This window comes from Promicromonospora iranensis, assembly GCF_028994805.1.
In the GTDB taxonomy this organism is placed as follows: domain Bacteria; phylum Actinomycetota; class Actinomycetes; order Actinomycetales; family Cellulomonadaceae; genus Promicromonospora; species Promicromonospora iranensis.
In genome coordinates this window covers 263558-285800 of record NZ_JAJQQP010000008.1, presented here as the reverse complement: position 1 = coordinate 285800, position 22243 = coordinate 263558, and the positions used below count along the sequence as shown (strand labels likewise).

The following is a 22243-nucleotide window of genomic DNA, read 5'->3' as shown; positions in this document are numbered from 1 at the left end:
CTGACACGGCGGCGGGGGCGTCGAACCGGCGGCGGAGGAGGGTGTCGGACGGACGTCTTCCGGGAATGCAGAGAGCCCCTTCGGCAGGGGGTCCGAAGGGGCTCTTGCAGACGGGCCGGAGCCCGACGGGGTATGACAGTGCGCACCGCGCAGGGGGCGGGCGATGCGCACCGTCTTGTGAGAGTCTGCACCTGTTCCCGGCGGACGTCAACACCGAGTCGGACGATCGTCCAACTGCTGGGACGTACGACCCTAAAACGTTGTCGAAACATTCGCGGCGCCCCACTCCCCCGCGCTGATCCGCAGAGTTCCGCCCGTCACGCATCCAGCTGGCGCTCTGCCGTCGGACCGGCTCGCAGCACCCGCACGATGTCGGGAACACCCTTTCCGGCGTGGCTGATATCACCCCCTCGGCCAGCCCCGCCCGAGCGGTGGAAAAAAGCCTGGACGCCGTTCCTAGACTCGTAGGTTTGTGAGCGCACTCGTCGAGGCAGTCTTCCCCCGCCGGCTGGGCCGGTCGTTCCGCTGGCTCGTGACGTCCTCCTGGACGAGCAACATCGGCGACGGCATCGCGCTCGCCGCCGGCCCTCTGCTGGTCGCGTCGCAGACCGACAGCGCCTTCCTCGTCGCGCTCGCCGCGATGCTCCAGCGGCTCCCGTGGCTCGTGTTCGGCCTCTGGGCCGGCGCGCTGGCGGACCGCCTGGACCGTCGCCGCATGGTGATGGTCGCCAACGGGCTGCGCGCGGCAGTGATCGTCGCGCTGTGCGCCTTCATCGTCACGGACGCCGCCAACATCGGCGTCGTCCTGGTCGTCATGCTCGCCCTGGGCGTGGCCGAGGTGTTCGCCGACTCCGCGAGCCAGACGCTCCTGCCGATGGTGACCCCCAAGGCGGATCTCGCGATCGGTCAGGCCCGGCTCATGGCCGGATTCGTGACGGCGAACCAGCTCGCCGGGCCACCCCTCGGCGCCTTCCTGTTCGCCGCCGGTGCGGCGTGGCCGTTCCTGGTCCAGGCGGTCACGGCCACGCTGGCGATCCTGCTGGTGTCGCGGATCGTGGTTACTCCGGTCCCCGCGAGGGCGACCCGCACGCACCTCCGCCAGGACATCACCGAGGGCCTGCGCTGGGTATGGCGCAACCCCGCCGTGCGCACGCTGATGCTGACGATCCTCACGTTCAACGTGACCTACGCCGCGCCCATGGGGGTGTTCGTGCTCTACGCGACCGAGCACCTCGGCATGAGCACCCTCCAGTTCGGCCTGCTGACCACCGCCTCAGCCGTGGGTGGCCTGGTCAGCACGCTCGTCTTCGACCGGTTGCAGAGGCGTGTCCCGTTCGCGACGCTGATGCGGGTGGTCCTGACCTGCGAGGTGCTGTGGCACCTCGCCCTGGCCCTCAACACGACCCACTGGGGCGCCCTCGTCGCGATGTTCGCGTTCGGCGTCTATGCCTTCATCTGGGGCGCCATCTCCAACGCCGTACGCCAACGTGCCACCCCGATCGAGCTCCAGGGCCGAGTGAGCTCGCTCAACATGGTGAGCATCTTCGGCGGGATCCTGCTCGGCAACGCACTCGGCGGAGTCATCGCCGAGCAGTGGGGGCTGGCCGCCCCCTTCTGGTTCGGCTTCGTCGGCGCCGGGATCACGCTGGTCCTGATCTGGCGGTCCCTGGGCAGCATCGCCCACGCCGGCTCGGCGGAGTAGGGACGGGGCGGAGCAGGAACGGGGCGGGCACGGGGCGCGGCGGGCTCGCCGGCCGTCGTCAGCGGGCCTTCACGATCGGGATCGATCCCGTCGCCGTGTACTCCCGCAGCCGCTTGCGCACCGTCGACTCACTGACGCCGACCTCCTCCGCGACCTCCCGTACGCTGCGGCCCTTGGTACGCAGGTCGATCATGCGCTCGGCGTCCTGCGTCCCGAGCCGCGTGTCACGACGCGGTCTGCGCCGCGGGGGCAGCGCTTCCCGGACGTTCTCCGTGGCACGGGCCGCCGCATCGGCCGGCTCCGCGACAGGCACCGCGGGGCCGCCCTGCTCCGCCGGATCGCCGTCGGGCGCGGGAGCACGCTCGCTCACGCCTTGCCGCGGCGTGCCGTGAGCGGCGCTGACCCGGGCGGGCCGACGCGTCGCCTCCCCGTCGAACACGCCCTCGTCGAACACGCCCTCGCCGAACCGGTCCTCGTCGAACCCCTCCCGGTCGAGGACACCTCCGTCGAACGCGCCCTGGTCCCGGCCCGGCGCGGCAGAGCGGCCGTCGGCGAACTCCGCGGCGACGGCGTCCACGGCCCGGCTCTCGTACTCGGGCGCGCCGACGGCGGCACCGTCCTGCGCGCCGGCCCACGTGTCGGACGTCCGGTCGTCCACAGGCTCGTCGCTCACGAGGATGCCGGTCAGCCGCTGACGGTCGGCGAGGTGCAGGCGGGCGACGTCGGCGGTGCCGTCCCCGACCGCGGCGAGCGCCTCGCACCAGGCGGCGACCTGCGCGCGCATCTCCGTGGGCGGGACGGTGCGCAGGGCCACGGAGCGCGCCCTGCGGCGTCCGGCCTCGGCCCGAGCGAGCCGGCGGCGGGCGGACCGCGACCCGTCGTGCAGGCTCTGTGCCCGGAACAGGTCCTCCGTGGTCAGGAAGAGCGCGTGCATGCGCGCGGACTGGCGCATCGCCGACCAGGAGGTGCCGGTGGCCAGGTGCCGGTCACCGATCAGCGCGAGGTGCCACATGAGGGCGGCGAGCAGTGGCACGATGAACCTGAACAGGACCGCACCGGCGGGGTGGCCGATGTACGCCTCGTGCCACGCGGCGAACACACCGGACGCGGACGACAGGGCCCAGGTCAGGGCGAGCAGGGTGCCGCCGGGCCGGTTGTCCCGGGCGGCCTCGCGAGCCAGGAGGGCGACGGTGACGAGAGACAGCTCGAAGACACCCGCGGTCGCGTACGCGGTGCCCTGGTTCATGGCGAGTACGTCGATGCCGAACTGGACCATCGCCAGGTACGCAGACCCGGTCGAGATGAGGGCGACCGAGATCGCACCGGTGAGGACCAGTCTGCGGGAACGGCGCGTCGGGACGGTCGTGACGGGGAACGTCCGGTCGGCGGGGGCCACGGGATCTCTCCTTTATCGAGGGCTGTCGGGCGGCTGCGTCTGCAACAGTTCGGGTACGCAGAGGTTCGGGCGACCACGAAGATATCGGACAAGTGTTACAAGCCGGTACCGTCCGCTGCCGGACGGCACCTCATGAAGGGGATGACATGACGGAGACGCACAGCGGGCCGACGGCGGCACCGGACCGGCGCAGCAGCTCTGCCGCGCGCATCTGGCCGTGGGTGGCGGGCGCCGTCGCCGTCGTGCTGCTCGGGACCGCGCTCTGGGTCGGTCTGCGGCCCGACGACGAGCCCGCGCCGGCGGCGGCCGTGACCCCGTCGGCAAGCCCGTCGCCGTCGGCGAGCCCCAGCACGCCGGAGCCGACGCCGACCCCCGCCGTCTACGCCCTGGCCTCCCTGCCCCGGCCGGGCATCGACGAGATCCTGCCGCGCGGGCTGCCGCAGGCCGAGGCCGAGTCCCTGCAGGGCCTGCCCGGCTCGGTGGCGTTGCCGAAGGACGACCGGATCCCGGTCTGGATCCGCCCCGACGTGACCGAGCCGCCGGTCCTCGCTCTCGAGTCGACCTACTACGACGCCGAGGCCCGCTGGCTCGTGCTGGACCGCCGGCCGGGATGGGTCCAGGTGCTCGTCCCGTACGGACGTGGTGCTCTGCCGTCACACGACCCCGAGAAGGTCAACGGGACGGCGGGCTGGCTCCGTGGCAGCGACATCGTGCTGAGGCGAGAGATGCGGTCGGTGGTGGTCGACCTGTCCGACCGCACGGTGACGGTCAACCACGCCGACGGCACCAGCGAGCAGCTCGCCGCCGCCGTCGGCGCGCCGGCCACGCCGACGCCGCTCGGGCTCACCCAGGTCTTCACCGTCACGGAGGCGGTGAACACCGGCCTGTCGGTGTTCCTCTCGATGCAGAGCGAGGCCCTGGACGGTTTCTACGGCACCGACTACGCGGCCACGGCTCTTCACGTGGGTGACGGACAGGGCCAGGCGGTGAGCAACGGCTGCGTCCGGCTCACGAGCACCGACTTCGAACGGCTCGCCGACCTGGACCCCGGCGTCCCGGTGCTCATCGAGGCCTAGCGGAGCCGACCGGGCGCCGGGCGCCGGCGACCGGCCGGTCTCCGCTCGTTCACGTGGCTGCCGGGCACCTCTCCTCCGCGGCCTTGCGGAAGCACCCCACGAAGTGTCCGGGTGCGTACTCGACCAGGCCGACGCCGTCGGGCACGCCGTCCGCCGAGTCCGCCTCCTCGCCCAGGGACCGGCCCTGAGCCGTGACCGCCTCGTGGTAGAGACAGCGGCCCGCCAGGCGCTGGGTGCGCTCCGCCTCCTCGGCCTCCACCTCGTCCCATGTCCGGTCCAGGTGCGGTACCGAGGCCAGGAGGTCGCGGGTGTAGGGGTGCAGCGGGTCGTCGAAGACGGCGCTCGTCTCGCCCCGCTCCACGACGCGCCCCTTGTAGAGGATGACCACCCGGTCGGAGACGTAGTTGCCGAGCGAGAGGTCGTGCGTGACGAACAGGATGCCCAGACCACGCCCCTTGAGCTCACCCAGCAGGTTGAGCACGTCGATGCGGGTCGAGGCGTCGAGCATGGAGATGATCTCGTCGGCGACCAGCAGCTCGATGTCGAGCAGCAGGGCGCGTGCGATGAGCAGGCGCTGCAGCTGCCCGCCGGACAGCTGGTGCGGGAACTTGCCGAGGATGTCGTCGGGCTCGAGCGTCACGGCGGCGAGCGCGTCGTCCAGCCGCGAGCGCCACTCGCTGCCGGAGACCTGGGGAAAGTACGACCTGCGGAGGGTCTCGAACGTCCGGTCCACCTTGTAGATGGGGTTGAAGGACGAGAACGGGTCCTGGAACACGCCCTGGACCTTGCGGTAGTACTCGCGGCGGGCGCGGAACCCGAGCTTGGTGACGTCGCGCCCGTCGAACGTCATCGTGCCGCCGGAGGAGTCGAGCAGGTGGAGCACCATCTTGCCGATGGTCGACTTGCCGCTGCCGGACTCCCCGATCAGCGACACCACCTCGCCGCGTTGCACGTCGAGGCTGACCTGGCGTACGGCGTGCAGGTCGGACGTGCCGAAGGTGCCGGTCTTGTAGACCTTGTCGAGGTTGTCGAGGGTCAGCATCAGCTCACCGCCCAGCAGGCGACGTGGTGCCCCTCGGACACCTCGCGGAAGGGCGGCGCCTCGGCACACTTGTCGTGCGCCAGGGGGCAACGGTCGCGGAACCGGCACCCGGCGGGCGGCTCGAGGAGCGACGGGGGCCGCCCCTCGATGCCCTCGAGCTGCTGCTCCTCGTACCGGTCACCGACCTTGGGCAGCGCCCCGATGAGCATCTTGGTGTAGGGATGCAGGGGGGCGCTGATGATCGTCTTGGCGGGGGCCTTCTCGGCGAGGTGCCCGGCGTACATGACGAGGATGGTGTCGGCCACCTGGAACAGCACGGAGATGTCGTGCGTGATGACGATCATCGACTTCACGAAGCCGTGGTCGCGGAACTCGACGAGCGCCCGGGCCACCGCCTTCTGCGAGGAGACGTCGAGCGCTGACGTCACCTCGTCCCCGATCAGCAGCGACGGGTTCAGCAGCGTGGACAGCACGAGGACGACGCGCTGCTTCATGCCGCCGGACAGCTCGATGGGGTAGCGCCCCAGCACGTCGGTCTCGAGCCCGACGAGCTTGAGCCGCCGTTCGAGCTCGGGCAGCACCTCCGTGTACCGCACGTTGTGCGCGGAGAGCAGGTCGCGGATCATCCGGCCGATCTTGCGGGTCGGGTTCATCGCGGACATCGCGTACTGCGGGATGAGGGACACCTCGCGGTAACGGTGCCGGCGCATGGCGGCGTCGTCGGCCAGCGGCAGCTCGTCGTCGTCGAGGACCACCGTGCCGCCCACGTGCTTCATGCGCGTGTCGAGGCGGATCAGGGCCTTGCCGAGCGTCGTCTTGCCGCAGCCGGACTCGCCGGCGATGCCCATGATCTCGCCGTCCGCCACCTCGAAGGTGACGCCGTCGAGGGCCTTCACGTCGCCGCGACGGGTGCGGTACCAGACCTTGAGGTCGTTCACAGCCAGGGCCATGTCACATCTCCCGCAGCTTGGGGTTGAAGACCTCGTCGAGGCCGACGTTCATGATGTAGAGCGAGCCCACGATGAGGGTGATGCCCAGCCCGGGCGGGATGAACCACCACCACAGCCCCAGATGAAGCGCGCTCCACTGCACGGCCTGGTTCATCATCAGGCCGAGCGACATCGCGTTGGTGGGTCCCAGCCCGATGAAGTCGAGCGACGCGGCCGTGAGGATGGAACCGCCGAACAGCAGCACGAACGTCATGAAGAGGTAGGAGTACATGTTGGGCGCGACCTCGCGCCGCAGGATCGTGCCCACCCCCACGCCCGACAGCCGGGCCAGGTCGATGAAGTCCCGGGACCGCAGCGACAGGGTCTGCGAGCGGACGGCACGCGCCACCCACGGCCAGGTGAAGATGCCGATGTACAGCGCCTGCATCGGGACGCTGCGCACGCCCAGGTAGGCGTTGATGATGATGAGCACCACGAAGCCCGGGATCACGAGCACCACGTTGGTGAGCATGTTGAGCAGCTCGTCGATCAGGCCGCCGCGGTAGCCGGCCACGAACCCGATGGTCATGCCGATCACCGCGGCCACCCCGCCGCCCAGGAGGCCGACGAGGAACGTGGACCGCAGGCCCGCGACGAACTGCGCGAAGACGTCCTGGCCGAACGTCGTCGTACCGAACGGGAAGTCCGCCGACGGCGGTGCCATGGGCGGGCCGGCGTAGTCCATCGGCGCGTGCCGCAGGAACAGCGGGCCGAGCAGCCCGAGCAGCAGGAACCCGAGCACCACCACCAGACCGATCAGCACCTTGGGGTTGCGCAGGGCGAAGTACAGGGTCTCGCGCACGTCGCCCTGTGCCTTGCGGCCGCCCGACGCCACCGGGCCGGTCACGCCGGGCGTTTCGCCCGCCTCGGCCCCGGGCGCCGCCGTGGGTTGAGTCGCCGTCATGCCTTTCTCCTTCGGCTCATGTCGTTCTCTTTCCGCACGAGCCTGCGGCTCCGCTACGGGCGGGCACCTCGTACCTCGGCCCCCACCCTCCGCTGCGCCTTCGGCTCATGCGGTCGCCCCCGTCAGTCCGGTCCGCGTGCGGGGGTCGACCAGCACGTAGACGATGTCGATCACGAAGTTGGCCAGGAGCACGCCGATCACCACGAACAGCAGGGTGCCCTGCAGCAGGAAGAAGTCCTGGTTCTGGATGGCGGACAGTACGAGCCTGCCCAGCCCCGGGTAGGCGAACACGATCTCGGTCACCAGGGCACCGCCCAGGATGGTGCCGAGCTGCAGCGCGAGTCCGGTGATCTGCGGCAGCATCGCGTTGCGGAACGCGTACTTCCGGATGAGCCGCTTCGGCGCGCCGAGCGCGGCGAGGTAGTTCGAGTAGTCCGACTCGAGCTCGTAGATGATCAGGTTCCGCATACCGATCGCCCAGCCGCCGAGCGCCACCAGGAACAGTGACAGGAACGGCAGCACCCAGTGCTGCAGCAGGTCCAGGGCGAACGACCACGACCACTGCGGCACCAGGCCGAAGTCGTATCCGCCGGCCACGGGGAACCAGCCGAGCGCCACGCCGAAGCCCCACGCGAGCAGGATCGCGAGCCACATGTACGGCATGGCGGTGATCAGGTACCCGATGGGCAGGGCCACGTTGTCGAGCCAGCGGCTGCGCGCCGCCATCGCGCCCACGCTGTTGCCGACCACCCAGCTGAGCAGGATGGCCGGGATCATGATGCCCAGCGTGTACGGGACGGCGTCGAGCACGACCTGGCTCACCGGCGCGGGGAACAGCCACACGCTGGTGCCCAGGTCACCGCGGAACAGCGCAGCCCAGTAGTTCAGGTACTGCTGCCAGACCGGCAGGTCCAGACCGAAGGTGCGCTCGTAGTAGTCGGTCATCGACGCGATCGTCTCGGGGTGCTGGACGGCGGCGCGCGCCACCATCCGCTGAACCGGATCCCCCGGCATGAGCCGGGGGATCAGCCAGTTCAGCGTGACCGCTACGACGAAGGTCAGGCCGTAGACCAGGGTCTTGCGTGCGAGATATCCGCGCATACGTCAGGAGGCCGGTTCGAGGGCGAGCAGCGTGTTGAGACCACCCATCTGCACGTACCCGTTCCACATCACGGGGAAGTAGGCGTCCTCACGCCCCTCCGTGGGCCAGTTCGTCCACTGCGACTCGTTGTACTGGGCCCACGCGCCGTTGTACCAGAGCGGGATGGCGGGCAGGTCGGTCATGAACTTCTCCTGGACCTGGGAGAGCGTCTCGGAGAACTCCGGTGTGCCGCTCTCGGTCCGGGACAGGTCCTGCACCAGGTCCCAGGCTTCCTCGTCCTCGTAGCGGCCGAAGTTACCGGCCAGCATCTGCTCCTGGACGGGCTGGTAGAACGCGTAGTTGTAGTAGGTCCACGGCGTGTTGCTGATACCCGCGTTGCCGTTGATGAGCAGGTCGAAGTCGCCGGTGGCCCGTGCGTCGTCGACGGCGCCCGCGTCGGGGAAGTCGGCGGTGACCTTGATACCGACCGCGGAGGCGTCCTCCGCGATGACGCGCGCCGACTCCATCCAGTCGGTCCAGCCGGCCGGGACGATCAGCTTGAGGTCGATCGTCTCGCCGTCGGGCGTCTCGACGAACCCGTCACCGTCGGTGTCCTCGTACCCGGCGTCGGCCAGGATCGACTTGGCCTCCTCCGCGTCGAACGTATAGCCGTGCTCGGCGGCGACGTCCTCGTCGTAGTACTCCTCGAACGCCGGCACGAGGCCGGACGGGTGAGCCTTCGACACCAGGCCGCCGTAGGCGTTCGCGACGATCTTGTCGACGTCGATCGAGCGCGCCAGCGCCTGCCGGAAGTCGACGTCGTCCATCGGTGCCCGCGTCTGGTTCGGGATCAGGTTCGCCGAGGCTGCCGCCAGCATGTACGGCTCGCCGTCGTAGTAGGTGCTGACCTGGCCGGAGTCGGCGAGCGTGTTGACGCCGGGCAGGAAGTTGTTGCTCAGGTCGAGGCTGCCGGACAGCATCAGGCCGAGCGCCACCTCGTTGGAGGTGTTCACGACGTCGACGATGTACTTCATCGGCATCTCCAGGCCGAGCTCGCTCTTGGCCCACCAGTCGTCGTTGCGCTCCCAGACCATGCGGTCCTGCCCGACGGCGGAGAACTTGAACGCCCCGGACCCGATCGGGTCCTCGTTCGGGTTGGACAGCAGCTCGTCGTCCGACCACTCACCCATGATGTGCTCCGGCAGGATCATGGTGGTGTAGAGCCAGTTGTCCCACTCCTGGTAGCGGGGGTCGGAGAACGTGAACTCCACGGTGGTGGGGCTCGTGGCCTCCACCTTGTCCAGCCAGGTCCACAGGTTGCTCCACGGCACGGCGTCGACCTTGCCGAGCTCCGCGGTGAAGGCCACGTCGTCGGCGTCGAGCGTCTCGCCGTCCTGCCACGTCAGGCCCTCACGGAGGGTGAGCTCGTAGGTGTCGTCGCCGGTCCACTCGCCGCCCTCGGCGAGCCAGGGCTTCAGCTCGAGGGTGATCGGGTCGAACTGGAACAGCGGTTCGTAGAGCAGACCGCCCAGGCCGGTCGCACCGCCGGCACCGGGGATCGGGTTCCACGACGACGGCGGTCCCCACTGGGTGCCGCTCGTGAAGAGCGTCTCCTCGCGGGGGTACTCACCCACGAGCTCGGTCGCCGAATCCATTCCCTCGGCTGTCGCGTACGGGTTGGGCGCTTCCGTGGGTGCGCTCCCACCGCCGCCGGAGCAGCCTGCCAGCAGCAATCCGGTCACCGCGGCCGTCGCCAGGGCCAACGTGCCCCGAGACCTGGTCTGTCGAAGGAACATCATTGATCCTCTCGTCCACCCGCACGGCCGTCGTGCGGACCCGGTGCGCCGTCGCACCGGGTTGCTGAGCATCGTTCTGCCCTATTGGCGGACACGTCAAGGTTTGTCACCCATGTTGCCAAAATGTGACAACGCTGTCGAAGGTCGGACTTCGCGCACGGGGCCGGGCTGACGCTAGGCTGTGTGCGCCGGCCCGGGCACTGCCCGACACCGGACGCGCCCCTCCCCCGGGGAGAGGCGTGAGCGCCTGTAGCTCAGTGGATAGAGCACCGCTCTCCTAAAGCGGGTGTCGGCAGTTCGAGTCTGCCCAGGCGCACCTCTCGCAGGACGCGCCCCTTGGCGCTCCTCGACAGAACGACCCCTCCACTCTGCAGCCCGCCATCGGCGTGTCGCGTGCAGTGTGCAGGGGTCGTCCTACAGCGGGTGGACGGTCAGAGGATCGCGCGGAGGAACTCCTGGGTCCGCTCGTGGGCCGGCGACGTGAAGATCGTCTCGGGGTCGGCCTCCTCGATGATCTTTCCCTTGTCGAACATCAGCACCCGGTTGGAGACCTCCCGGGCGAACTGCATCTCGTGCGTGACGATCAGCATCGTGATGTCCGTGGTCTCGGCGATGTTCCGGAGCACACCGAGCACGTCGGCGACGAGCTCCGGGTCCAGCGCCGAGGTCACCTCGTCGAGCAGCAGGATCTCGGGCTCCATGGCAAGCGCCCGCGCGATGGCCACACGCTGCTGCTGCCCGCCGGACAGCTTGTTCGGGCGCTCGTCCCGCTTGTCCGACAGGCCGACCTTGTCCAGGAGCTCCTCGGCGATGGCGATCGCCTCCGCCTTGGACTTGCCGAGCACGTGGATCGGCGCCTCGATGATGTTCTCCAGCACCGTCATGTTGGGGAACAGGTTGAACTGCTGGAAGACCATCCCGACCCGGCGCCGCACGAGGCTGCGCCGCTTGTCCGGGATGGCTACCCGCTTGTCGCCGCGCATCTCGTGCGTGTACGGGTCGCCGTCGATGTAGATGAGGCCGTCGTTCGCCTCCTCCAGCGTCATGAGCAGGCGCAGGATGGTCGTCTTGCCGGAGCCCGACGGACCGATCAGGGTCACCCGGTCGCCCTGGGCGACGGTGAAGTCCAGGCCGTCGAGAACGACGTTGTCGCCGAAGCGCTTGACGACCCCCTGGAACTGGATCGCAGGGGTGGTGTCATTCTCAGGCAAGGCGGTTCTCCAATCGGCGGACGAGCAGCGAGGTCGGGTAGCTCACCAGCAGGAACAGCAGGCCGACCATCGTGATCGCCTCCATGTAGCGGAAGTTCGAGCCGCCGTACGCCTGGGCGGCCGCGTACATCTCGACGACGTAGATGAAGGCGAGGAACGGCGTCTCCTTGAACATGGAGATCGCGTAGTTCCCGAGGCCCGGCAGGGTGTTGCGGATCGCCTGCGGCAGCACGACGGCCCGCCAGGTGCGCGAGCGCGGAAGATCCAGCGCGATCGACGCTTCCCACTGCCCCTTCGGCACCGCGTCGATGCCCGCGCGGTACACCTCCGACATGTACGTCGCGTAGTGGACGCCGAGCACGACACAGCCGATGGCCAGCGACGGGAACTGCGTGAACAGCAGGTTCGCGAAGACGAGCTGCACCAGCAGCGGCGTGGACCGGATGAACTCGACCAGGAAGCCGACCGGGAAGGTGACCACCCGCATGCGCGAGCGGCGCACGATGGCGACGACCAGACCGAGGATCGAGGCGATGACCATGCCGACCACCGTCGCGAGGATCGTGATCTGCAGGCCACGGAGCAGCTCGGGCAGCACGGCGATGGCGTGCTCCCAGCTCCAGAACTCGGTATCCATCAGACACCACCCTTCGACGTAGGCGGCAGCTGGCTGGTGACCATCGGCTTCGGCGTGCCCACCTCGGCGCGGGTCTGAACGGGAGCCACGCGCAAGATCTCACGCAGCGACGGCCCCTGTCCGACCTTGTTCTTCGCCCGCGCCTCGAGCGCGTTCATGAGCAGCGTGAGCGCATAGGCGATCGCGAAGTAGAGCAGCAGACCCACGGTGTAGGAGAACACCGTGTCGGTCGTTCCCCTGCGCAGCTCCACGATCATGAAGTTGAGGTCGTGGAGCGTGATGTACGCCGCCAGCGCGGATCCCTTGACCAGCTGGATGAGCAGGTTGGTGAACATCGGGATCATCAGGGGCCACGCCTGGGGCAGGATCACCCGGCGCAGGCGGTGCACGGGGCCGAGGTCAAGAGCGGTCGCCGCCTCCCACTGGCCCTTGTGGACCGAGTTGATCGAACCGCGCACGACCTCGGAGGCGTACGCACCGTAGTTGAGCCCGAGCGCGATGATCCCGCAGGCCATCGGGTCGAGCTCCACGTAGAACGGCGGGAGCGGCAGCACGTAGAAGAGCCAGAAGATCTGCACGACGAGCGAGGTGCCGCGGAAGAACTCCATGACCACACGGGACGGCACGCTCGCCCACCGAGTGCGTGCGCGCGCGCCGAGCCCCAGGACGAACGCGACGAGCAGTGCGAGGATCGCGCCGCCGAGAGTGAGCTGGAGCGTGACGAGGATGCCTTCGCCGAACTGCGGCAGCAGTCCGGCGAAGGTCTCAAGGTTTTCCGACACGTGCTCGGTCAGCCGTCCAGGCCGAGCTCCGGAGCCAGCTCCTCGGCCAGCGTCTCGAGGTCACCCTCGCAGAGCTTCTCGGTGGTCAGACCCTCGACGGGACGCTCGGCCGCGGTGAACCCGAACGGGCCCACGATCTCGAGCCAGCGCTCCTCGTCCGAGACGATCTTCGCGAGCTCCTCGTTGTAGGCGTCGCGCAGCTCCTCCTCGCCCAGCGGGAAGGCTTCGGCGCCCGCGCCGATCTGCGGCACACCGTCGATCACGGCCACGAACGACTCGGTGACCTCCACCGGGGCGTCCGTCTGCTCGACCAGGGTGTTCAGCGAGATGGCGGTCAGCGCGGAGGCGTCGGCACGACCGGACGTGACGGCGTCGAGAGCGTCCTGCGGGGTACCCACCGCGATGGTCTCGATGTCGAGCGAGTCGGAATAGCCCTCCTCGATCGCACCGCTCAGGACGGCGAGCTTCACGCCGGCGTCCTTGGCGGACTGCATGTCCGTCAGGTTGTCCGGGTTGCCCTCCGGCACCATGAACGCGGTGGTGTACATGATCTCGGGCTCGGAGAAGAGCGCCTGCTCGCAACGCTCGGGCAGGATGGACATGCCCGCGCTGACGGTGTCGTACCGGCCGGCGGTCAGGCCCGGGATGAGCGAGTTCCACTCGGTCTGGACACCTTCGACCTCGTCGACGCCGAGCGCGCCGAAGATCTCGCGGTCGAGGGCGATGGTGGCGCCGGTGAGGTCGCCGGCGTCCTCGTAGCTGTAGGGACGCTCGCCGTTGAACGCGACGGTGACGGTGCCCTCCTCCTGGAGCTGCTCGAGCGTGCTGGCACCGTCACCACCGCCGGCATCGGGGGCTGTCGACGAGCACGCGGCCAGCGCAACGAGGGTGAGTGCTGACCCTGCGGCGAATACGGCTCTGCGAAGCGGGCGGACGCTTGAAGTAGACATGGTTCCCTTCACGCCACCCGGCGGATCTGGCAAAGCCTGGGTGGGCTGGAGTTCACGGACGAATGGCACCGTAGCGCGCCACCGACGTTCAGACAATCTAGCGTTCGACATTAGTATTGTCTACAATCTGCAAGTTCACCCGGCCGGCGCCGCCCCGGACCTCGCCGCCCTGGACCTCGCCACCACGCTGTCCGCGCACCGGGGATGATGTCGTCATCGACGTGCGCTCACGGAAGGAGCACCGATGTCCCACCCGTCGCGGGCCACCCTGACGACCGCCCCGTCGTTCTCACGTGTGACGCGTCCCTCGACCGTCGACCTGATCCAGGCGGAGCTGCGCAACGCGGTCTACGCGGGAGTGCTCGCCGTCGGCTCGCCGATCCGTGAGGTGGACGTCGCGGCGCAGCTCGGGGTGAGCCGTGGCCCGCTGCGCGAGGCCGCGCAGCGGCTGGTCCAGGAAGGCCTGCTCGTCGCGACGCCAGGACGCGGCATGCGCGTGGCCACCATCGGCCGGGAACGGCTCCCCGCTCTCTACGAGGCGCGCCGGTCGGTGGAGGTCACGGCCGCCCGCCAGCTCGTGCGCTCCGGCGACGCCGCGGCGATCGCCGGCGTCCGTCGAGCCCACGACGAGCTGGTCGCCGCGAACGGCACCGGTGACGCCCGCCGGATCGGCGGCGCCGACCTCAACCTGCACTGGGCGCTCGTCGCGGCGGCCGGCAACCCGTGGCTCACGCGCTGGATGACCACCCTGATCGTCGAGGTGCGGATGGCCACGTTCACCGTGTCCGACGAGTACGTGGTGCGCAAGGACACGGCGGACGCGCACGCCGTGATCGTCGAACGCCTCGAGGCACGGGACGAGCCCGGCCTCGTCAAGGCCATCGTCGAGACGCTCGACGGCGCCGTCGCGCGGCTCCTGGGCCGGGAGGACGAGGCCGTCGAGACGTTCGAGGAGCCTGCCGACGCACCGGAGATCACTCTTGGCCCGATCGACGCACCGGACGAGGCGTCGATCGGCTGATCCGGGTCCGCACGCCCTCGGCCTCCGGCTGCAGGGTCTCCACCTTCGAGCCGGAGATCGGCAGCCGGATGGTCACGAACTTCTCCGTGGACAGACCGCGCCAGAGCGCGAACATCGCCAGGAACATCAGGATGAAGATGGGCAGGCCGATCACCGTGATCACCTGCTGCAGCGCGACCAGCCCGGTCTCGCCCGCCAGCACGATCAGCGCGATGGCGACGGCGCCCTCCGACACGCCCCAGAACACACGCTGACGAACCGGCCCGGAGTCCTCGTTCCCGGTGCAGAGCATGTCCACGACCAGCGAGGCCGAGTCGGACGACGTGGCGAAGAAGATGGCCACGATCACGACCACCAGGCCAGAGACGAACGTGGCCAGGCCACCCACCCCGAGCAGCTGTTCGAAGAAGGTGAACATCGCCGTGGCGGGGTTCTCCATCACCGCCTCGGTGATCGGGTGGGCAGCGTCCGCAGCGGAGCCGATGCCGTCCAGCTCCATGGCCGACCAGCCGAAGATCGCGAACCAGACCAGCGTGAAGAGCGACGGTGCGAGCAGCACGCCACCGACGAACTCCCGGATCGTGCGGCCACGGGAGATGCGCGCCAGGAAGATCCCCATGAACGGCGCCCAGGTCACGGTCCACGCCCAGTAGAAGACGGTCCAGCCGCCCTGCCAGCCCCAGCCCTCGTCGGTGGTGAAGGGGGCCAGCGCGTCGTTCCAGAAGGCGAGCGGCACGATGTTCTGCGCGTAGAGCCCGATGGTCTCGATGATCTCGCGCAGCAGGAAGACCGTGGACCCGGCGAACAGCACGAAGAGCATCAGCGCGACAGCCATGCCGATGTTGATGTTCGACAGCGTCTTCACGCCCTTGTCGAGGCCCGCGACGATCGAGGTCACCGCGATGCCGGTGAGGATGCAGATGATGATCACCTTGGGCACCACCCCGTTCGGGATCGCCGTCAGATCCGCCAGCCCGGTGTTGATCTGCTGCGTGCCCAGACCGATCGACACGGCGACGCCGAAGAGCGTGCCGAGGATCGCGAAGACGTCGATCGTCTTGCCGATCGGCCCGTAGATGCGCTCCTTGAGGAACGGGTAGAACACGGAGCTGACCCGGAGCGGCAGCTTGTGCCGGTAGATGAAGTACCCGAAGGCGAGGCCGGGCAGCGTGAAGATCGCCCACGTGTGCAGGCCGAGATGGTAGATCGAGATGCTCATCGCGTCGTTCGCCGCCTGAGCCGAGAAAGGCACGGCGCCGCGCGGCGCGGAAGCGAAATGGTTGATCGGCTCGGCGACGCCCCAATACATCAGGATGGTGCCGATACCACCGGCGAAAAGCATGGTGAACCACGAGACGTTGGAGTACTTGGGCCGCTCGTGGTCACCGCCGAGCCGCACGCTGCCGTACTTGCTGATGGCCAGGTAGACCAGAAACAACACCCAGACGGTCACACCGAGGATGAAGAACCATCCCAGCCGGGTCACCACCCAGGTCCGGCCCGCGGTGAACAGCTCCCCGATAGGGCCCGGGAAGACGACCAGCAGCAACAGGAAGACGACCATGAGCCCGGCCGCGGAGAAGAAGATCACCGGGTCCGTCTTGAGCCCGAGCCGCTTGGCGAGTGAATCCAGCACAGACAACGCCTCCTCGCGGGGGAACTGGGCGGATTCTTATCGGCCCGATATCCCCTCTCGTACCGGGCCAATGGGCAGGCATGCTGCCAACAATTCGACCTGACGTCTATCCCAGAGGTTTATCTTGCCGCGCCGGACCGCGATCTGCGCCCTGAGTCAGACCCAGGCGGCAGGGTCGGCGAGCACCGCCTGCAGCACCTCCCGCGCACCACCCGTCAGCGCCGCGTGCGGCCCCGCCTGGGCTGCACGGACGTCCAGGTCGACGAACGGCGCGGAGAGCACCCGGTCGGCGAGCACCTCCTCGACGTCGGCCCGGAGCCACGGCAGCAGCTCGGTGTAGGCGCCGCCCAGCACGATGGTGGAGACGTCGAGCAGGTTGACGAAGTCGGCGAGGGCGGAGCCGAGCGCGCGCCCGGCCGGCAGGGTGCGCCTGCCGTCAGCCGGCCGCCCGGCATCACCCGCCTCCGTGAGGCGGGTGATGAGCGCGCTCAGGGCCGAGTCCAGCGGCAGCCCGGCCGCGCGCATCATCGCCTCCTTGCCCGCGTACTGCTCCAGGCAGCCGAATGCTCCGCACGAGCAGCGCGGTCCGGCGGGGTCGACCACGACGTGCCCGATCTCGCCGTTCCATCCCCGCTCCCCCAGGAACAGCGCGCGGTCGACGACGATGGCCGCGCCGATGCCGACGTCGCCCGACACGAAGATGAAGGAGTCGGGCGCCGCGACGTCCGAACCGCCGGCCAGCTCCGCGAGCGCGGCGAGCTTGGCCTCGTTCGCGATCCGGACGCCGAGGTCGCCCAGCCCGAGCAGCGGGACCGGGTCGAGCGACGACCAGCCGAGGTTGGGTGCCACCTCCAGGAGCCCGGTGCGCGGGTCGACCAGGCCGGGCAGCGCGAGACGTGCGCCGGCGACCGTCATGCCGGACGCCGCGACACCGTCGGACACCTCGCGGGCGAGCGCGCCGAGCCGACCCAGCACCACGGTCGGGTCGCTGTCGTGGAGAGCGCCGGGAACCACCTGCTCCGACACGACCTCACCGGTGAGATCGAGCACACGCGCGCCGAGGTAGTCCACGTTCACCTCGAGCCCCAGGCCGACGACGGAGCGGGGCGCCGGGACGAGCGGCACCGCGGGCCGGCCCGCGCGTCCGCCGGTCACGGCGGGCAGCTCCCGGACGAGTCCGGCGGCCACCAGCTGGTCCACCAGCGTCGACACCGTCGCCCGGGCCAAGCCGGTCGCGGCGGCCACGCCTGCGCGCGAGAGTGGTTCGGGCACCTCGTACACGGCGCGCGCAACGAGCTCCAGGTTGCGTTCGCGCAGGGTGTGCTGGCGGGCCGCACCAGGGCCCGTCCGCGTGGTGGTCTCGCGTGCGGTCCCGGCGGTGGTCACGCCTTGACTGTAGCCGAGCCCCGGGTAATAGTTCATTCGTACAACAAAAGCGGCGCCGCACGTCGGGGCCGCCTCGATGAGGAGACCCCGTGAGCGACATCAAGTACTCGTTCGGCCTGTGGACCATCGGCTGGCCCGCTGCCGACCCGTTCGGCACGGCGACCCGCCCCGAGCTCGACCCCGCCGAGTCCGTCCGCAAGCTCGCGGACCTCGGCGCCTGGGGCTTCACGTTCCACGACAACGACGTCTACCCCTTCGGCGCGGACGACGCCGAGCGTCAGAAGCAGATCGACTCCGTCAAGCAGGCCGCCGCCGACACCGGCATGGTCTGCGAGATGGTCACGACCAACACGTTCACGCACCCCGTCTTCAAGGACGGCGCGTTCACCTCCAACAACCGCGACGTGCGCCGCTTCGGCCTGCGCAAGGTGCTGCGCAACGTGGACCTGGCCGCCGACATGGGCGCCTCCACGTTCGTCATGTGGGGTGGCCGCGAGGGCACCGAGTACGACAACTCGAAGGACCTCAACGCGGCGCACGCGCGCTACGCCGAGGGCATCGACACCGTCGCCTCGTACATCAAGGAGAAGGGCTACGGGCTCAAGATCGCCCTGGAGCCCAAGCCCAACGAGCCCCGCGGCGACATCTTCCTGCCGACGATCGGCCACGCCATCGCGCTGATCGACTCGCTCGACAACGGCGACATCGTGGGCCTCAACCCGGAGACGGGCCACGAGCAGATGGCCGGCCTCAACTACACGCACGGCATCGCCCTGGCCCTGCACCTGGGCAAGCTGTTCCACATCGACCTGAACGGTCAGCACGGGCCGCGCTACGACCAGGACCTCGTGTTCGGCCACGGCGACCTGCTGTCGGCGTTCTTCACGGTGGACCTGCTGGAGAACGGCTTCCCGAACGGCGGCCCCCGCTACGAGGGCCCGCGCCACTTCGACTACAAGCCGTCGCGCACCGAGTACCTCGACGGCGTGTGGGAGTCGGCCAAGGCCAACATGGAGACCTACGACATGCTCGCGGCCAAGGCCGCGGCGTACCGTGCCGACGCCGAGGTGCAGGCCGCGTTCGAGCACGCGGGGATCTTCGAGCTGGGCCGGTCGACCCTCGCCGAGGGCGAGACGTTCGACTCCTTCCTCGCCGAGGCCGACCCCGACGTCGACGCGCTGGCCGAGAAGGACTACGGCCTGGTCCGCCTCCACCAGCTCGCGCTGAAGCACCTGATCGGCTGACCCCCTCACCTTGAGTGCTGGCTATTTGTTGTCCCGGCCCGGGAAGACCAACAAATAGCCAGCACTCAACGTGTCTTGTGCGGCGCGCGGTAGCGTGGCCGCCGGTCCCTTCCCACATCTTCTGGAGCACCGATGCCCCTCGTCGCCGGCGTGGACACGTCCACGCAGTCCTGCAAGATCGTCGTCCGCGACGCCGAGACCGGCGCGCTGGTCCGGACCGGTTCCGCCAAGCATCCGGACGGCACGGAGGTGGACCCGCAGCACTGGTGGGACGCCTTCAAGGAGGCGGCTGCAGCGGCCGGTGGCCTGGCCGACGTCGCTGCGCTCTCCGTGGGTGGTCAGCAGCACGGCATGGTCGTCCTGGACGCCGACGGCAACGTCATCCGGCCCGCGCTGCTGTGGAACGACAACCGCTCGGCGCCGTCGGCGGAGGCGCTGATCAGCGAGCTGGGCGACGGTAGCCGCGAGGCCGGTGCCCAGGCCTGGGCCGACGCCGTCGGCTCCGTGCTCGTCGCGTCGCTGACCGTCACGAAGCTGCGCTGGCTGCGCGACAACGAGCCGGAGAACGCCGCCAAGGTCGCCGCCGTCGCGCTGCCGCACGACTGGCTGTCCTGGCGCATCGCGGGCTACGGCCCCGCAGGCGACCCGACTGCCCCGCTCGGGCCGCAGCTGGACAAGCTGTTCACCGACCGGTCGGACGCGTCCGGCACCGGGTACTACGACGCCTCCGCGGGTCAGTACCGGCCTGACCTGCTCGAACGTGCCCTGGGGCGGACCGACGTCGTGCTGCCGCGCGTGGTCGGGGTCGCCGAGGCGGGCGCCGTCGCGCACCCGGCCGTCGCGGGCGGGGCGACCGCCACGTCCCTCGGCTCGAACGGCTGCCTCGTCGGGCCGGGCGCCGGCGACAACGCTGGGGCGTCCCTCGGGCTCGGCATGACGTCCGGCGACATCGCCATCTCGATCGGGACCTCGGGCGTGGTCTCGGCCGTCGCGCCGAAGCGCACCGCCGACGGGTCGGGCGCGATCAACGGTTTCGCCGACGCGACGGGCAACGCCCTCATGCTCGCCGTCACGCTCAACGCGGCACGGGTCCTGGACGCCGCCCGCGAGGTGCTCGACGTCGACTTCGACGGCCTGGCCGAGCTCGCACTGCAGGCCCCGCCCGGGTCCGACGGCCTCGTGCTCGTGCCGTACCTGGAGGGCGAGCGCACGCCCAACCGACCCTCCGCCACCGGCACCCTGCACGGCATCCGCCTCGCCACGTCGACCCGTGCGCACCTGGCGCGCGCCTACATCGAGGGCATGCTGTGCGGGCTCGCGGACGGTCTCGACGCCCTGCGCGCGCAGGGCGTCTCGGTGGACCGCGTGATGCTGATCGGCGGCGCGGCGCAGTCGCCGGCCGTGCAGCAGATCGCCCCGCAGGTCTTCGGCCTGCCGATCGGCATCCCCGAGCCCGGCGAGTACGTGGCCGACGGTGCCGCGCGCCAGGCAGCCTGGGTCCTGGCAGCCGCGGCCGACCCGGACGCCGCGGCTCCGGCGTGGTCCACGACGATCGCCACGACGCTCGCCGCCGACCCGCGGCCGGTGATCCGCGAGCAGTACGCCGCGGTGCGCGACCTCGCATGAGCCAGAGGTGCGGCGCAGGGTGCGGGCCGAGGAACGAGGCACGCGCCCTGAGCGGAACCGCAGACTCATGCGACACGAGGAGAGCCTGAGCCGGTGCCCGCGCATCCTGACAGCACGTCCCTGGCAGGTCTGATCGGCGCGCTCGCGCGCCGGTCGTCCGCGCTCGACATCGCGCTGCACACCGTCCAGGTGAGCGTCCGCGGTGAGACCGTCGCGCAAGCCGTCAGCGAGCCGGCCGGGCTGGACACGCCACAGCGGATGTACTCGGTGTCCAAGACGGTCACGGGCCTGGCTGTCGGGCTGCTCGCGGACGAGGGCGCACTGAGCCTCGACGACCCGATAGTGCGCCACTTCCCCGAGATGGGCCCGGTGCATCCGTGGCTCGAGGCGACGACGATCCGGCACATGCTCGCCATGCGCGGCCCGCACCAGTCGACCACGTACCAGCGCACGGACGGCGCCTGGCTGGAGTCGTACTTCCGGGTGCCGCCGACGCACCCGCCGGGCACCGTCTTCACCTACGACACCAGCGGTTCCTACGTGCTGGCCGCCCTCGTGGAACGCTTGTCGGGCACGTCGCTCCCGGACTACCTGCGCCCGCGCCTGTTCGACCCGCTGGGCATCGGCCCCGACCTGCGGTTCCTCACCGGACCGGAGGGCATCGCCCACGGCGGCTCGGGACTGATCTGCACCCCACGCGACCTGCTGCGTCTGGCGCACCTCCTGCTCTCCGACGGCGTGCACGACGGCGCCCGGCTGCTGCCGCCCGACTACCTCCGCGCCGCGACGAGCCCTCAGGCGGACACCGCCCTGCAGAGCTCCGCCGCCGCGCTGCGCGGCGGCTACGGCTACCAGCTCTGGGTCCCCCGTCCGGGATGGTGGCTGATGTTCGGGCTCGGCGGCCAGCTCGTGTACGGCAACCCCGAACGAGGGCTCGCGGTGGTGGTCACCGCGGACTACCAGGCCTGCCCGACCGGTGACCGCTTCCTCGACGACGTGCTCGGCCTGCTGGTGGACCCGCTCGTCCACCGGCTCGACGCCGGTACCCCGGACCGGCCCAGCACCGCCGTCACCACCGTCGAGCTGGCCTGGCCGGCGCCTCGTCATGCCGCCGCGCACGCCCGGCCCGTCGCCGAGCACTACGCGAAGGCCGCCGACGGGCCCGGGCCCGCCGAGCTCGTGCTGTCGCTGGACGGCGGCGGCGGCCGGCTGACCAGCGTCGGCGGCCTGACCGGTACCGATGGCCGAAGCGCGGCCCGCTGGGACGTGGAGCTGCGGTTCGACGGCCCTGTCCGGACGGTGATCGAGGACCGGCCCGCCGTCATCACGGCCGGATGGACCGGTGAGGACACGCTGGACGTGCGCTGCTCGCTGTTCGGCGACCACCTGACGACCTGGCGCACCCGACTCGCCTGGGCGTCGGGCGGCACCCTGACCGTCCAGTCACAGCTGTTCGGCGAGACCGCCGACCACGGGTGGAACTTCCGCGCCGGCTACCGTCCAGCGCTCTGAGGTCGGCGGCCGTCGAGCCGGCCAGGTGTCAGAGCTCACCCGTGCGGGCGAGGCGGTTCACCTGGTCAGGGGAGAGATGCGGGCCGGTTCGGCGGCAACGCTGGGGCACATGAACACCTCGATGAGAGCCCCCGGCTCCGGACTCACCCGCGCCGGAGGCATCCTGATGATCGTCATCGCCGTCGTGCACGTCGTCTTCACCAGCAGTCCGTACTGGCCCGGCTGGCTCGGGCTCTGACTCGTCCTCCTGGG

At 70.0% G+C, this 22243-nt stretch carries 19 protein-coding genes and 1 tRNA gene; 8 read left to right on the top strand and 12 right to left on the bottom strand.

Annotated features, from left to right (window positions below; translation table 11 throughout):
• The first annotated feature begins 472 nt into the window (after nt 1-472).
• Nucleotides 473-1702 carry an MFS transporter gene (locus tag LUM46_RS15765; protein WP_274995116.1) on the top strand — a complete coding sequence of 410 codons (1230 nt, stop codon included), beginning with the start codon at nt 473-475 and terminating at the stop codon, nt 1700-1702.
• A 58-nt stretch (nt 1703-1760) separates the two neighbouring features.
• On the opposite strand, the gene LUM46_RS15760 is transcribed toward LUM46_RS15765, so the two are convergent.
• On the bottom strand, nt 1761-3098 hold the full coding sequence (locus LUM46_RS15760) for a helix-turn-helix domain-containing protein (protein WP_274995114.1): 1338 nt from the start codon (nt 3096-3098) through the stop codon (nt 1761-1763).
• A gap of 146 nt (nt 3099-3244) precedes the next feature.
• Between LUM46_RS15760 and LUM46_RS15755 the strand changes: the two genes are divergently transcribed.
• Nucleotides 3245-4174, top strand: a complete 930-nt coding sequence (locus LUM46_RS15755) for a L,D-transpeptidase (protein WP_274995112.1) — start codon at nt 3245-3247, stop codon at nt 4172-4174.
• A gap of 49 nt (nt 4175-4223) precedes the next feature.
• On the opposite strand, the gene LUM46_RS15750 is transcribed toward LUM46_RS15755, so the two are convergent.
• The 5 genes from LUM46_RS15750 to LUM46_RS15730 all read right to left on the bottom strand — a co-directional run bounded on the left by LUM46_RS15750 (nt 4224) and on the right by LUM46_RS15730 (nt 9845).
• A complete protein-coding gene (locus LUM46_RS15750) occupies nt 4224-5216 on the bottom strand; it encodes an ABC transporter ATP-binding protein (protein ID WP_274995111.1) in 993 nt (330 codons plus the stop codon).
• Nucleotides 5216-6166, bottom strand: coding sequence for an ABC transporter ATP-binding protein (locus LUM46_RS15745; RefSeq protein ID WP_274995110.1), 951 nt, complete (start codon nt 6164-6166; stop codon nt 5216-5218). The genes LUM46_RS15750 and LUM46_RS15745 overlap by 1 nt, the downstream gene beginning before the upstream one ends.
• Nucleotide 6167: 1 nt before the next feature.
• Nucleotides 6168-7109 carry an ABC transporter permease gene (locus tag LUM46_RS15740; RefSeq protein ID WP_274995109.1) on the bottom strand — a complete coding sequence of 314 codons (942 nt, stop codon included), beginning with the start codon at nt 7107-7109 and terminating at the stop codon, nt 6168-6170.
• A 105-nt stretch (nt 7110-7214) separates the two neighbouring features.
• Nucleotides 7215-8210 carry an ABC transporter permease gene (locus LUM46_RS15735; protein WP_274995107.1) on the bottom strand — a complete coding sequence of 332 codons (996 nt, stop codon included), beginning with the start codon at nt 8208-8210 and terminating at the stop codon, nt 7215-7217.
• Nucleotides 8211-8213: 3 nt separating this feature from the next.
• The gene (locus LUM46_RS15730) at nt 8214-9845 is read right to left on the bottom strand and encodes an ABC transporter substrate-binding protein (protein ID WP_274995106.1); all 1632 of its coding nucleotides are present in this window, start codon (nt 9843-9845) and stop codon (nt 8214-8216) included.
• 384 nt (nt 9846-10229) lie between these two features.
• On the opposite strand from LUM46_RS15730, the gene LUM46_RS15725 reads away from it, so the two are divergent.
• Nucleotides 10230-10302, top strand: a tRNA-Arg gene (locus LUM46_RS15725).
• Between the two features lie 115 nt (nt 10303-10417).
• Here LUM46_RS15725 and ehuA read toward each other — a convergent pair.
• Genes ehuA through ehuB form a run of 4 tightly spaced genes read right to left on the bottom strand, consistent with a single transcriptional unit; the run spans nt 10418 to nt 13566 of the window.
• Nucleotides 10418-11197 carry an ectoine/hydroxyectoine ABC transporter ATP-binding protein EhuA gene (gene ehuA, locus LUM46_RS15720; RefSeq protein ID WP_274995105.1) on the bottom strand — a complete coding sequence of 260 codons (780 nt, stop codon included), beginning with the start codon at nt 11195-11197 and terminating at the stop codon, nt 10418-10420.
• On the bottom strand, nt 11190-11834 hold the full coding sequence (gene ehuD / locus LUM46_RS15715) for an ectoine/hydroxyectoine ABC transporter permease subunit EhuD (RefSeq protein WP_274995104.1): 645 nt from the start codon (nt 11832-11834) through the stop codon (nt 11190-11192). The genes ehuA and ehuD overlap by 8 nt, the downstream gene beginning before the upstream one ends.
• Nucleotides 11834-12616, bottom strand: coding sequence for an ectoine/hydroxyectoine ABC transporter permease subunit EhuC (gene ehuC, locus LUM46_RS15710; RefSeq protein WP_274995102.1), 783 nt, complete (start codon nt 12614-12616; stop codon nt 11834-11836). The genes ehuD and ehuC overlap by 1 nt, the downstream gene beginning before the upstream one ends.
• An 8-nt stretch (nt 12617-12624) precedes the next feature.
• The gene (gene ehuB, locus LUM46_RS15705) at nt 12625-13566 is read right to left on the bottom strand and encodes an ectoine/hydroxyectoine ABC transporter substrate-binding protein EhuB (protein ID WP_274995100.1); all 942 of its coding nucleotides are present in this window, start codon (nt 13564-13566) and stop codon (nt 12625-12627) included.
• Between the two features lie 244 nt (nt 13567-13810).
• On the opposite strand from ehuB, the gene LUM46_RS15700 reads away from it, so the two are divergent.
• Nucleotides 13811-14587 carry a GntR family transcriptional regulator gene (locus LUM46_RS15700; RefSeq protein WP_274995099.1) on the top strand — a complete coding sequence of 259 codons (777 nt, stop codon included), beginning with the start codon at nt 13811-13813 and terminating at the stop codon, nt 14585-14587.
• On the opposite strand, the gene LUM46_RS15695 is transcribed toward LUM46_RS15700, so the two are convergent.
• Both LUM46_RS15695 and LUM46_RS15690 read right to left on the bottom strand, forming a co-directional pair.
• Nucleotides 14541-16223 (bottom strand): BCCT family transporter, encoded by a 1683-nt coding sequence (locus LUM46_RS15695; RefSeq protein WP_274995097.1) that lies wholly within the window; start codon nt 16221-16223, stop codon nt 14541-14543. The genes LUM46_RS15700 and LUM46_RS15695 overlap by 47 nt on opposite strands.
• Nucleotides 16224-16379: 156 nt before the next feature.
• Nucleotides 16380-17609 (bottom strand): ROK family transcriptional regulator, encoded by a 1230-nt coding sequence (locus tag LUM46_RS15690; RefSeq protein ID WP_274995095.1) that lies wholly within the window; start codon nt 17607-17609, stop codon nt 16380-16382.
• Between the two features lie 89 nt (nt 17610-17698).
• Between LUM46_RS15690 and xylA the strand changes: the two genes are divergently transcribed.
• The 4 genes from xylA to LUM46_RS15670 all read left to right on the top strand — a co-directional run bounded on the left by xylA (nt 17699) and on the right by LUM46_RS15670 (nt 22229).
• Entirely contained in the window at nt 17699-18853 is a 1155-nt protein-coding gene (gene xylA, locus LUM46_RS15685) for a xylose isomerase (protein ID WP_274995094.1), read from the top strand.
• Between the two features lie 132 nt (nt 18854-18985).
• Nucleotides 18986-20479: a xylulokinase gene (gene xylB / locus LUM46_RS15680; RefSeq protein WP_274995091.1), complete on the top strand. Its 1494-nt coding sequence runs from the start codon at nt 18986-18988 to the stop codon at nt 20477-20479.
• 93 nt (nt 20480-20572) lie between these two features.
• Entirely contained in the window at nt 20573-21991 is a 1419-nt protein-coding gene (locus LUM46_RS15675) for a serine hydrolase domain-containing protein (protein WP_274995088.1), read from the top strand.
• 109 nt (nt 21992-22100) lie between these two features.
• Complete coding sequence (locus LUM46_RS15670; protein WP_274995087.1) at nt 22101-22229, top strand: hypothetical protein; 129 nt, start codon at nt 22101-22103, stop codon at nt 22227-22229.
• The last annotated feature ends 14 nt before the right edge of the window (nt 22230-22243 follow it).

Excerpts from the sequence above, each read along its gene's own strand:
- LUM46_RS15735 (WP_274995107.1), bottom strand. The coding sequence starts at position 8,210 with ATGCGCGGATATCTCGCACGCAAGACCCTGGTCTACGGCCTGACCTTC.
- LUM46_RS15700 (WP_274995099.1), top strand. The coding sequence starts at position 13,811 with ATGTCCCACCCGTCGCGGGCCACCCTGACGACCGCCCCGTCGTTCTCA.
- LUM46_RS15745 (WP_274995110.1), bottom strand. The coding sequence starts at position 6,166 with ATGGCCCTGGCTGTGAACGACCTCAAGGTCTGGTACCGCACCCGTCGC.
- LUM46_RS15730 (WP_274995106.1), bottom strand. The coding sequence starts at position 9,845 with ATGGATTCGGCGACCGAGCTCGTGGGTGAGTACCCCCGCGAGGAGACG.
- ehuD (WP_274995104.1), bottom strand. The coding sequence starts at position 11,834 with ATGGATACCGAGTTCTGGAGCTGGGAGCACGCCATCGCCGTGCTGCCC.
- LUM46_RS15750 (WP_274995111.1), bottom strand. The coding sequence starts at position 5,216 with ATGCTGACCCTCGACAACCTCGACAAGGTCTACAAGACCGGCACCTTC.
- LUM46_RS15670 (WP_274995087.1), top strand. The coding sequence starts at position 22,101 with ATGAACACCTCGATGAGAGCCCCCGGCTCCGGACTCACCCGCGCCGGA.
- LUM46_RS15740 (WP_274995109.1), bottom strand. The coding sequence starts at position 7,109 with ATGACGGCGACTCAACCCACGGCGGCGCCCGGGGCCGAGGCGGGCGAA.
- LUM46_RS15755 (WP_274995112.1), top strand. The coding sequence starts at position 3,245 with ATGACGGAGACGCACAGCGGGCCGACGGCGGCACCGGACCGGCGCAGC.
- xylB (WP_274995091.1), top strand. The coding sequence starts at position 18,986 with ATGCCCCTCGTCGCCGGCGTGGACACGTCCACGCAGTCCTGCAAGATC.
- ehuB (WP_274995100.1), bottom strand. The coding sequence starts at position 13,566 with ATGTCTACTTCAAGCGTCCGCCCGCTTCGCAGAGCCGTATTCGCCGCA.